General features: G+C 59.9%; 11 protein-coding genes. 2 read left to right on the top strand and 9 right to left on the bottom strand.

Annotation, left to right across the window (positions count from 1 at the left end):
* Positions 1 to 42: 42 nt before the first annotated feature.
* The 4 genes from msrQ to ilvC all read right to left on the bottom strand — a co-directional run bounded on the left by msrQ (position 43) and on the right by ilvC (position 3,725).
* Positions 43 to 669, bottom strand: a complete 627-nt coding sequence (msrQ, locus tag CXP40_RS21820; RefSeq protein ID WP_106735421.1) for a protein-methionine-sulfoxide reductase heme-binding subunit MsrQ — start codon at positions 667 to 669, stop codon at positions 43 to 45.
* Complete coding sequence (gene msrP / locus CXP40_RS21815; RefSeq protein WP_106735420.1) at positions 669 to 1,679, bottom strand: protein-methionine-sulfoxide reductase catalytic subunit MsrP; 1,011 nt, start codon at positions 1,677 to 1,679, stop codon at positions 669 to 671. Before msrP ends, msrQ begins: the two co-directional genes overlap by 1 nt.
* A 66-nt stretch (positions 1,680 to 1,745) precedes the next feature.
* The gene (gene pssA / locus CXP40_RS21810; RefSeq protein ID WP_041980762.1) at positions 1,746 to 2,561 is read right to left on the bottom strand and encodes a CDP-diacylglycerol--serine O-phosphatidyltransferase; all 816 of its coding nucleotides are present in this window, start codon (positions 2,559 to 2,561) and stop codon (positions 1,746 to 1,748) included.
* 147 nt (positions 2,562 to 2,708) lie between these two features.
* Positions 2,709 to 3,725 (bottom strand): ketol-acid reductoisomerase, encoded by a 1,017-nt coding sequence (ilvC, locus tag CXP40_RS21805; protein WP_037001483.1) that lies wholly within the window; start codon positions 3,723 to 3,725, stop codon positions 2,709 to 2,711.
* Positions 3,726 to 3,851: 126 nt separating this feature from the next.
* Between ilvC and ilvY the strand changes: the two genes are divergently transcribed.
* Positions 3,852 to 4,733: an HTH-type transcriptional activator IlvY gene (gene ilvY, locus CXP40_RS21800; protein ID WP_106735419.1), complete on the top strand. Its 882-nt coding sequence runs from the start codon at positions 3,852 to 3,854 to the stop codon at positions 4,731 to 4,733.
* A gap of 53 nt (positions 4,734 to 4,786) precedes the next feature.
* Here the strand turns inward: ilvY and ilvN are convergent, their stop codons facing one another.
* Together ilvN and CXP40_RS21790 are read right to left on the bottom strand one after the other, a co-directional pair.
* Complete coding sequence (gene ilvN / locus CXP40_RS21795) at positions 4,787 to 5,278, bottom strand: acetolactate synthase small subunit (protein WP_003462832.1); 492 nt, start codon at positions 5,276 to 5,278, stop codon at positions 4,787 to 4,789.
* 1 nt (position 5,279) lies between these two features.
* Positions 5,280 to 7,004, bottom strand: coding sequence for an acetolactate synthase 3 large subunit (locus CXP40_RS21790; protein WP_106735425.1), 1,725 nt, complete (start codon positions 7,002 to 7,004; stop codon positions 5,280 to 5,282).
* Positions 7,005 to 7,406: 402 nt separating this feature from the next.
* Between CXP40_RS21790 and CXP40_RS21785 the strand changes: the two genes are divergently transcribed.
* Positions 7,407 to 7,841 carry a DUF4124 domain-containing protein gene (locus tag CXP40_RS21785; RefSeq protein WP_106735418.1) on the top strand — a complete coding sequence of 145 codons (435 nt, stop codon included), beginning with the start codon at positions 7,407 to 7,409 and terminating at the stop codon, positions 7,839 to 7,841.
* Positions 7,842 to 7,859: 18 nt separating this feature from the next.
* Here CXP40_RS21785 and CXP40_RS21780 read toward each other — a convergent pair whose 3' ends face one another.
* The 3 genes from CXP40_RS21780 to mrcB form a co-directional block, all read right to left on the bottom strand.
* Positions 7,860 to 8,189, bottom strand: a complete 330-nt coding sequence (locus CXP40_RS21780) for a YqcC family protein (RefSeq protein WP_099526064.1) — start codon at positions 8,187 to 8,189, stop codon at positions 7,860 to 7,862.
* Positions 8,189 to 8,869, bottom strand: coding sequence for a tetratricopeptide repeat protein (locus tag CXP40_RS21775; RefSeq protein ID WP_106735424.1), 681 nt, complete (start codon positions 8,867 to 8,869; stop codon positions 8,189 to 8,191). The genes CXP40_RS21780 and CXP40_RS21775 overlap by 1 nt, the downstream gene beginning before the upstream one ends.
* A 67-nt stretch (positions 8,870 to 8,936) precedes the next feature.
* Entirely contained in the window at positions 8,937 to 11,255 is a 2,319-nt protein-coding gene (gene mrcB, locus CXP40_RS21770) for a penicillin-binding protein 1B (protein ID WP_157831704.1), read from the bottom strand.
* Positions 11,256 to 11,316 lie beyond the last annotated feature (61 nt).

Genomic DNA, 11,316 nt, shown 5'->3' with positions numbered 1-11,316 from the left:
GAAGTGGCGCGCATTCTACATCCAGCAGAATATGCGTCAAGCTTATATTTCAACTTTCTTCGGATTTTCTCGCCAAAGGACGCCAGCTCGCTGCAACCCAGTTGCCACTGCAGAAACACGCATCAGCAGCAGCGACCCACCGATGAGCGCATAAGCGAGCCACTCACCCAGATCCGCACGCACCACCCAAAGCATATGCAGCAAGGCCAGCAACAGGATGACGTAGACCAGACGGTGCAGAGCCTTCCACTTGCGCCCCAGTCTTCTGATGCTGAAACGATTCGAGGTAACAGCCAATGCCAGCAAGCCAATGAACGCCAGCGCCCCAACGATGATGTAAGGACGCTCGGAAAGATCGCGAAGCACTAGATCCAGACGCAACCCGGCGATAAACAGCATATAGCCGGACAGGTGCAGCGTTACGTAGGCAAAGCACCATAGACCTAACTGTCGGCGCACGGCGATCCAACCGCTCCAGCGGGTCAACTGCTGCAGCGGTGTCATTGCCAAGGTGATCAACAGAAGGATCAGAGCACCGAGCCCCAGATTATCCACTAGCACCTTACCGGGGTCAGGCCCCAGCAAATTGAAGACGGCGCAGTACAGCCAATACAGCGGCGGTACCAATGCAGCCAGGAATACGCTGACGCGCCAGAGCCTGTAGCGCATCAGTAGTACCTCGACAGATCCATTCCCGCGTAGAGGTCAGCGACCTCCTCATAGCCATTGAACATCCGTGTATCAATCACATTGGGGCTGAACAACCCGCTGGGCAGACGCCGCTCGGTTGCTTGAGACCAGCGCGGATGATCCACCTGCGGATTGACGTTGGCATAGAAGCCGTACTCGTTCGGCGCAATGCGCTCCCAGGTAGTTTTAGGCGCCTCGCTCACCAGGCTGATGCGTACGATGGATTTGATGCTTTTGAAGCCATATTTCCAAGGCACCACCAGACGCAAGGGAGCGCCGTTCTGGTTCGGCAGCACTCGGCCGTACATACCGACAGCCATGAAGGCCAAAGGATGCATGGCCTCGTCCAGACGTAAGCCTTCCACATAAGGCCAATCGATCAGAGAGAACCCCGAGCGCTGGCCCGGCATGCGCTCACGATCAATCAGCGTTTCGAAACGCACATGACGAGCCGATGAGGTGGGCTCGACCTGCTTGAGCAGTTCGGCCAAAGGAAAGCCCAACCAGGGAATTACCATGGACCAGGCCTCGACACAGCGCAGTCGATAGATGCGCTCTTCGAACGCATGCGGCTTGACCAGATCCTCGATGGCATAGCGCCCCGGCTTGCCCACCTCGCCATCGACCATCACCGTCCAGGGCTCGACCTGCAGCTTGCCGGCATTGGCCGCCGGATCGCCCTTACCTGTGCCGAACTCATAGAAGTTGTTGTAGTGCGTCGCGTCCTTGAACGGCGTGATGCTTTCACCTTCAGCCGTAATCGCTTGCCAGCGCGTGGCCGCCAGTTTCTCTTCGAACCAGCCAGGCGCCTTGGCGGGCTCGACATCACTGTAGCGCCCTTGAGCTTCGGCACTGGCCCAACCGGGCATAGCCGCCATCGCAGCCAGCGCCAGCGAGCCCTGCATCAGCTTGCGACGGGAAAGGTAAACGGATTCCGGGGTGACTTCGGACTCAAGAGCCCGAGAAGAGGGAGGTACTCGGATGAGCATGGCGACTCCGCGACTACAGTTCGAGAAACGAACTGTAGACCACGGAGTGCAGGAGAAATTACAGCGTCAGACAGATTTACGACGACGCAATTGCAACAGGTACTGAATCGGACCGGAGGCTGCGTAAGCCAGGAAGATAAGCAGCAGGATACGGGGCGGATCGCTGAACACCACCGCGAACACCAGCACCACGGCCAGAATGGCCACGAAAGGTACGCGCCCTTTCAGGTCCAGGTCCTTGAAGCTGTAGTACTTGATGTTGCTGACCATCAGGCACCCTGCAGCAGCGACCAGCAGCGCCACCGCAAAGGACATGTTCGAGCCCTTGATACCGAAATCGCTGAACGCCCACACCGTACCGGCAACCACACCCGCCGCCGCCGGACTGGCTAGGCCGATGAAGTAACGTTTGTCGACGCTACCGATCTGCGTGTTGAAGCGCGCCAGGCGCAAGGCTGCGCCAGCAACATAGATGAAGGCGACCATCCAGCCTACCTTGCCCATGCTACCCAGCGCCCATTCGAATGCGAGCAGAGCTGGTGCAACTCCGAAGGCCACCATATCGGAAAGCGAGTCGTACTCGGCGCCAAACGCACTTTGCGTATTGGTCAAACGCGCCACGCGGCCGTCCAGACCATCAAGCACCATAGCGACGAACACAGCGGCAGCAGCCACATAGAAGTTGCCGTTCATCGCGTTGATGATGGAGTAGAAACCGGCGAACAGGTTTGCCGTGGTGAACAGATTGGGCAGCAGGTAAATACCACGGTGACGCACCTTGCGCCCTTCCGCGTCCTGCCCTTCCTCTATGTGCTCGTCGATCGGCAGCAGGCTTTCCAGATTATCGCCAGCCGGCTTTTGATCCTCGGGACCTTCACTCATGAACAGCACCTTGCAACGGGTTTGACAAATTTCGACCGGGACGACTGAACTCAGTTCGCCAATCAGCGAGCTGGCTTTATACCAGAAGCCTCGCCCCAGAATGAAAAAACGCGGCATAAAGCCGCGTTCTTTCGCACATCGCAGACCTTAGTTCTTGGCCTTGTCGACGATCTTGTTGGCAGCGATCCACGGCATCATCGAACGCAGTTGCTCACCGATGACTTCGATACCGTGAGCGGCGTTGTTACGACGCTTGGCGGTCATCGATGGGTAGCCAGTGGCACCTTCGCTGATGAACATCTTGGCGTATTCGCCGTCCTGGATGCGCTTGAGTGCGTTGCGCATGGCCTGGCGGGATTCGGCGTTGATCACTTCCGGGCCGGTGACGTACTCGCCGTACTCGGCGTTGTTGGAGATCGAGTAGTTCATGTTGGCGATGCCGCCTTCGTACATGAGGTCGACGATCAGCTTCAGTTCGTGCAGGCACTCGAAGTAGGCCATTTCCGGCGCGTAGCCAGCTTCGACCAGGGTTTCGAAACCGGCTTTGACCAGTTCGACGGTACCGCCGCAGAGAACGGCCTGCTCACCGAACAGGTCGGTTTCGGTCTCGTCCTTGAAGGTGGTTTCGATGATGCCGGTACGGCCGCCGCCAACGCCCGAGGCGTAGGACAGGGCAACGTTCTTGGCATTGCCGGAAGCGTCCTGGTAAACAGCGATCAGGTCAGGGATGCCGCCGCCTTTGACGAATTCGGTGCGAACGGTGTGGCCCGGAGCCTTCGGCGCGATCATGATCACGTCGAGATCGGCACGCGGTACGACCTGGTTGTAGTGGATGGCGAAGCCGTGGGAGAAGGCCAGGGTGGCGCCCTTCTTGATGTTCGGCTCGATCTCGTTCTTGTACAGCTGGCCCTGGAATTCGTCCGGGGTCAGGATCATTACCAGGTCGGCAGCGGCGACGGCGGAAGCCACGTCAGCGACTTTTAGGCCATGGGCTTCAGCCTTGGCAACGGTAGCGGAGCCTTTACGCAGACCGACGGTGACGTCGACGCCGGAGTCTTTCAGGTTGCACGCCTGAGCGTGGCCCTGGGAGCCGTAGCCGATGATGGCAACTTTCTTGCCCTGGATGATCGAGAGGTCACAGTCTTTGTCGTAATAAACTTTCATGTTCTTGGCTCTTGTGTATCGAAAGGGATGGGGTGCGGAGCACCGCGACAGAGAGACCTTAAGTGATTCGAACCATTGCGTAAAATGATATATTTGCAACACCACATGCCGATTTATGAAATATAAATGGACAGTCACTCTCTCAGGCTTTTTCTCTCCCTGGCTGACAACCTGCACTTCGGTCGAACCAGCCGCGAGCAGCATGTCAGCCCTTCTGCGCTCAGCCGTAGCATCAAGCAGCTAGAGGACGAAGTCGGCGCTGCGCTGTTCGTTCGCGACAACCGCTCAGTCCGCCTGACCCGCGAGGGCCAGCAGTTTCGCGAGTACGCGAGCGAGGTCATCAATGGCTGGCAGGCGATTCGCCAGACCTTCATGCAGGACCAGTTGAATCTGCACGGCGAGCTGTCGCTGTACTGCTCGGTCACCGCGAGCTACAGCTTCCTCTACGACATCCTCAGTAGCTTTCGTCAGGACTACCCGCGCATCGAAATGAAACTGCATACCGGCGATCCCGCGAAAGCAGTGGAGCGCGTGCAACAAGGGCTGGAAGACCTGGCCATCGGCGCCCTGCCCGACAGCCTGCCGGTCGGGGTCAAGTTTCAGTCGATCACGCGCTCTGACTTGCGCTTTATCGGCCCCCAAGCGCCTCAACTGCTGAACGAGGAACAACTGAGGCATCCAACGGCGGAGAATTGGAAAGATGTGCCGATGATTCTTTCGGAAGAGGGCCTGGCACGGACACGTACCGATCGCTGGCTGAAAAGCCACAACATCAAGCCGCGCATCTATGCCCAGGTCAGCGGCAACGAAGCGATCGTCAGTATGGTCAGCCTGGGTTTCGGTATCGGGGTGGTGCCGCAGATCGTACTGGACAACAGCCCACTGACCGCACGCATTCGCATCTACGACATCCAGCCACCGCTAACCGCTTATGACATTGGTCTGTTCGCGCTGGAAAAACGCCTCAAGGCCCCGCTGATCGCCGCTTTCTGGAATCGCCAACGCTGAATTTCGGGCAATAAAAAGCCCCGCACCAGGCGGGGCTTTTTTCACCATGACGATCAGATACTCAGTACCTTGTCGCCACGTGCGATACCGGTGACGCCACTGCGTACAGTTTCCAGGATCGATGCAGTGCCGACGGCCTGGATAAAGCTATCCAGTTTGTCGCTAGTACCAGTCAGCTGCACGGTGTAGACGCTGCTGGTCACATCCACGATCTGGCCGCGGAAGATGTCGGTAGTACGCTTGACCTCGGCACGCTGAGCGCCAGTGGCCTTGATCTTGACCAGCATCAGCTCGCGCTCGATATGGGCGCTTTCCGACAGGTTGACCAGCTTGACTACCTCGACCAGTTTGTTGAGGTTCTTGGTGATCTGCTCGATCACCTCATCCTGCCCAACGGTGGTGAGGGTCAGGCGCGACAGCGTCGGATCCTCGGTTGGCGCAACGGTGAGGCTTTCGATGTTGTAGTTACGCTGGGAGAACAGACCAACCACGCGCGACAGGGCGCCCGGCTCGTTTTCCAGCAGCAGGGAAATGATGTGTCGCATCTTAGGTCCGCTCCGTCTTGCTCAGCCACATGTCACGCATCGCACCGTCTCTGATCTGCATCGGATAGACGTGCTCGCTGGAATCCACCGCGATGTCGAGGAACACCAAGCGATTCTTCAAAGCAAAGGCTTCCTCCAGCTTGGGCTTGAGGTCCTTCAGCGAAGTGATGCGCATACCGACATGGCCATAAGCCTCAGCCAGTTTGACGAAGTCCGGCAGCGACTCCATGTAGGAGTGCGAATAACGGCTGTTGTACTGCATGTCCTGCCATTGGCGGACCATGCCGAGGGCACCGTTGTTCAGGTTGACGATCTTCACCGGCAGGTCGTACTGCAGACAGGTCGACAGCTCCTGGATGTTCATCTGGATGCTGCCCTCACCGGTGACGCATGCCACATCGGCTTCCGGGAAGTTCAGCTTGATGCCCATTGCGGCCGGGAAACCGAAGCCCATGGTGCCCAGGCCGCCGGAGTTGATCCAGCGATTGGGCTTGTTGAAGCGGTAGTACTGCGCCGCGAACATCTGGTGCTGACCCACATCGGAGGTGATGAAAGCATCGCCCTTGGTCACGTCGCACAGGGTTTCGATCACGGTCTGCGGCTTGATGATCGAACCGTCGCCCTCGTTGTAAGGGAACAGACGGCCGCTACCGCGCCACTCTTCGATCTGCTTCCACCAGCTGGCAACGGTGTCCTTGTTCGGGGTTTCGCCGATTTCCTTGAGGATGGCGACCATTTCGCTCAGCACACTGTCCACCGGGCCAACGATCGGGATGTCAGCCTTGATGGTCTTGGAGATCGAAGCCGGATCGATGTCGATGTGAATGATCTTGGCGTTGGGGCAGAACTTGGCCGCACCGTTGATCACGCGGTCATCGAAGCGCGCACCGACGGCCAGAATCACGTCAGCATGGTGCATGGTCAGGTTGGCGGTGTAGCTGCCGTGCATGCCGAGCATGCCGATGAACTGGCGGTCGGTACCCGGATAGCCGCCGAGGCCCATCAGGGTGTTGGTCACCGGCAGGTTGAGCATCTGCGCCAGCTCGGTAAGCGGCGCAGAGGCACCGCCCATGATCACGCCACCGCCGGAGTACATGACCGGACGCTTCGCGGCCAGCAGCATCTCGGCCGCCTTGCGGATCTGGCCGGAGTGACCACGTACCGCCGGACTGTAGGAGCGCAGCTTGACCTTCTTCGGATAGACGTATTCGAACTTCTGGGTCGGATCGCCCATGTCTTTCGGAATGTCGACCACGACCGGACCGGGACGACCGGACTCGGCGAGATAGAACGCCTTCTTCAGCACCTCGGGGATTTCCGACGGGTGCTTGATGATGAAGCTGTGCTTCACGATCGGGCGGGAAATACCGACCATGTCGGTTTCCTGGAAGGCATCGGTGCCGACCATGGCGCTCGGCACCTGGCCGGAGATCACCACCATCGGAATGGAATCCATGTAGGCAGTCGCAATACCGGTGATGGCATTGGTCGCGCCAGGGCCAGAGGTCACCAGCACCACACCGGCCTTGCCGGTGGCGCGGGCATAGCCGTCAGCCATATGGGTCGCTGCCTGTTCATGACGCACCAGGATGTGAGTCACTTCCGGCTCTTTGAACAGGGCATCGTAAATGTGCAGGAGAGCACCGCCAGGGTACCCATAGATATGCTTAACGCCTTCGTCACGCAGGAAGCGGACGACCATTTCAGCGCCGGATAAAAGCTCCACGTTGTTCACCTCTTGAACGCCAGTATGCCACCCGCCAACGGGCAGCCCTAAGTAGGTTCTTACTGTCAGCGGACACGCACGACGGTGATCGTGGATTCGAAACATCAGCTTGACGAGTAACGGAGCAGCCCATGGTCTTGCGGGGCTGGCCCTCCCAGCGCGAGGTAACGCGTTGCGGGTGTCACGGTTCGGCGCGGGTAGCGCCTCTTTTCCCCGAGCTGAAGGACGCTTGCGGCGGACTCCACTACGGGGGCAGGCTGAATTGTTCGGGTTCGGCGAGGGCAAGTCAAGCGATGGCTAACCTATTATTCAACCTGCTGCTGTGACGCAGCGCAGGATGAAGATAGCCGGCTTTTGGTTATAGTAACCATCAGCACCGCCGCTCTCGATAAAGGAAACAGCATGCGCCACATGATTCTTACTGGCACCTTGATGCTCGCGTTGAGCACGTCCGCCATGGCCAGCCAGGTGTACAAGTGGGTAGATGACAAAGGCGTGACCCACTTTGGCGCGCAACCTCCGCAGGGCCAACAGGCCACGACCATCAATACTGCAGCACCACCTCCCCGACCGGCACCCAGTGAGCCGGCACCCAGTTTCGATGAACAGCTCGACCCCGAGCAGGCTGCCATCGACAAGAAGGTCAAGGAATATGTGGCGAAGCAGGAAGCCGAGCGTAAGCAGTACTGCGAGACAGCTCGCACCAACCTGGCTCAGCTTGAGAACAATCCTCGCCTGCGCATCGAGGATGGTGGCGAGGTTCGCCGCATCGACGAGAACGAGCGCCAGGAACGCATCACCGAACTGAAGAAGTCCATCGCAGAAAACTGCAAGTAATGGACTACGCGCATACCCTCAGGGCGTGCGCGTGATCAGGCGATCAAACTCGCCGAGTAATTCAAGCAGCCGGCGCGCAATGCCCGGCTGCTGCTGATAGACCATCTCGGCCATCGCCTGAATACCCGACACCGACGGCAAGGCAGCGCCGCTTTCCAGTAGCACTTTCATTCGCGGCAGAAAAATCCACTGCAGCCATTGCTCGAACGCCAGCGTATCGACACAGAACGGCTCCGGGCTGGCAAGGGCCTCGGCGCTGGGCGCCTCCTCCTGCCACCAACCCAGCACCCGCAACTCACGCTCGATCAGCAGCAAGTGTTCGGCCAGTGCGCTCACGCGAGCATCCATCAGAGATTGACTCGTGCGCGCTCACGGGCCTGGGCAGCACCAGCGGGATCACCCTGCCCCTCGCGAGCGCGGGCAATCAGATCCCACAGGCTGGCCTGCAGTGCCGGGCGGCCACTGGCTTGAGTCAGACCACGACGTGCCAGTTGCTCGGCCTGCGCTGCATCGCCTTGAGCCATACGTACCTCGGCAAGGCGGTAGAGTACCTGCGGCTCACGCGGTGCGATGCGCTGGGCACGCTCCAGGCTGGAGGCGGCACCATTCAGATCGCCACCGCCCTGCTGCTGTTGAGCAGTGGTCAGCAGCGCGAGAACCGGTCCATCCAGTTGCTCGTCGGCCGCCAGGCCACCGCCGCTGGGAATGCCACTGGGCACGCTCGGTGCCGAGGAACCAAAACTGCCTTGGCTCGGCGCAGAAGGTTGACTGCTCACGGGTGGATCAAAGGTCAGGCCGCCACTGGAGGTGATCGGCTGTGAGTCTGTCTGCAGCGGCGTGGAGACCGCACCCTGCGGCACCATCACGACAACCCCGGAGTCTTCCTCAATACGCTGCGGCGTAGCTGCGGGGGCTGGGCTGGTCGACGGACCAGAACCACCCGACGATAGCGGAGAGCCGGCATCGATCACCGGAATCGAACCCTGCGGCACCGTACTGCAACCACTCAGAACCGCTGTTGCCAGCATCGTGGCAAGCCACTTCTTGTTCACATCCAATCCTCTTCAGGTAACACCGAGCCACTCGACTCGGCCGTTATTCCAACCAACCCTTGACCCAATCCATCACCGACTCGACAGGTGCCTGGATACCACAAGCGGAGCCCGGGGCAGGTTCACTGCCGCGAATATAAGGCATCTGTACCGCATTCGGGCAGCCCGAAGCCGAGCCCAGACCCGTCTGACGATCCACCCAAGCCTGGGTGACGTTGTCCGGCATCGGCATATCCAGCGGCAGGGGATCAGCCTTGCGCATAAAGCCGGTCCAGACCTGCAGCGCACCGGTCGCACCGGTCAGCGGGGTTGGGCCATTGTCATCGCGCCCCAGCCACACCACCGACAGCAGATCCTGACTGAAGCCAGCGAACCAGCTGTCACGCGAGTCGTTACTGGTGCCGGTCTTGCCCGCCAGATTCAGCGAGCTGGGCAGTTGGCTGTACACCGAACGCCCCGTGCCTTCACGCATGGTGCGCTGCATGGCGTTCTGCACCAGGTAAATGACTCCCGGATCAAAACGTTGCTGGATCTTGAATGGATAGCGCCCGAGCGGCTCGCCGTCCGCGGTCAATACGCTGCGAATACCGCGCAACGGCGTGTTGAACCCCCCGTTGGCCAGGGTCTGGTACATGCCTGCCACTTCCATCGGCGTCAGAGCCCCAGCACCGAGCAGCATCGACGGATAGGCCGGCCACTTGCGCTCGACGCCCAATCGCTCGAGAGTCTTGAGCACATTGGGCACGCCGATCTCCAGGCCGAGCTTGGCCGTAGACAGGTTGTAGGAGTGCGCCAGCCCCTGATACAGGTAGATGGTGCCGTGAGCCTTGCGGTCATAGTTCTGCGGCGTCCAGACCTGGCCGTCCTGCCCCTTGATGGAGAAGGGTTCATCCTCCAGCCAACTGGTCAGGGTGTACTGGCTGGGACGCTCCAGCGCCGACAGGTAGATCGCCGGCTTGATCAGCGAACCTATCGGCCGCACGGCGTCCAGCGCTCGGTTGAAGCCAGCAAACCGCGGCTGACGGCTGCCAATCAATGCCTGAATTTCCCCAGTCTCGGGGTTGGTCACGACCATACCGGCCTGCACTTCATCTACGCCTTTGCGTCCGGCCAGGCGCTTGAGCGTCTCGGCCAGCGCCTCTTCAGCCTTGAGCTGCAGAATCGGATCGAAACTGGTGAAGATGCGCAGGCCTTCTTCGGTCAGATCCTGCTCACGATAATCCTCACGCAACTGACGCTTGACCAGGTCGAGGAACGCCGGGAACGAGCTGTCAGCCATGCTGCCGCGCGCGCTCACGCCGAGCGGCTTCTGTTTGGCCGTCGCGGCTTCTTCGGGGGTGATCGAGCCTTGTTCGGCAAGCAGGTCGAGTACCAGATTGCGGCGCGCCAGCGCACGCTCGGGATTGCGCCGCGGGTTGAAGTAGGTGGGGCCTTTGACCATGCCCACCAGCAACGCGACCTGCTCCAGCTTCAGTTCGGATACCGGCTGACTGAAGAAGTACTGGCTGGCGAGACCGAAGCCATGCACGGCGCGCTGCCCGTCCTGACCGAGGAACACCTCGTTCATATAGGCTTCGAGAATCTCGCGCTTGTCGTAATGCAGCTCCAGCAGCACCGCCATCATCGCTTCGGTGCCCTTACGCAGCAGGGTACGCTCGTTGGTCAGGTAGAAGTTCTTCACCAACTGCTGGGTCAGGGTGCTGCCGCCCTGCACCAGGCGACCGGAGGACGCGTTGATCCACAGCGCGCGGGCAATACCCTTGGGTGATACGCCGAAGTGTTCGAAATAGTCGCGATCCTCGACCGCCACCAATGCATCGATCAGATAGGCCGGCACCTGATCCAGCTTGATCAGAATGCGATCTTCCTGGTGCGCCGGGTAAAGCCCGCCAATCAGCATCGGTTCCAGCCGCGCCACCGCCAGATTGCTGCCATCGGCCTGGGTCAGCCCGGCCACATAATCGCCAGAGAAGCGCACTCGGACTTTCCGTGCGGGCTCGGCGCCCTCGTAGAACTGAAAGCCGCGACTGTTAAGTTCGATGTTGTTACCCGCCACCGATACCGCGCCAGGTCCATTGACCGTGCTTTCACGGCGATAGCCCAGGGCGTCGAGTTCGCGCAGGAAGTCATCCTTGGCCAACTTCTGGCCCACGAAGAGCTCCAGCGGTCTGGCGTAAACCTTTGCGGGCACGGTCCAGCGCTTGCCGGAGAATTTTTCCTGCACCACGGCATCGAGGTAAACGGCAAAGCCAGCCAGGATCACCAGGCCAACCAGACCGAGCTTGAGGCCCCATGCAAGCCAGGGACGCATGCCGGACGAGCGGGATTTTTTGTTTGAGCGGGGGGAGCGTTTTCGAGTCATGGCGGGATTATACGCACTTTACATAGGGGCCAGCAGGCCGCCCGGATGGTTTGCAGAGCAG

The organism is Pseudomonas sp. YY-1 (assembly GCF_002843095.1).
GTDB classification, from domain to species: Bacteria; Pseudomonadota; Gammaproteobacteria; order Pseudomonadales; family Pseudomonadaceae; genus Aquipseudomonas; species Aquipseudomonas sediminis_A.
This window is presented reverse-complemented; position numbering and strand designations above follow the sequence as displayed.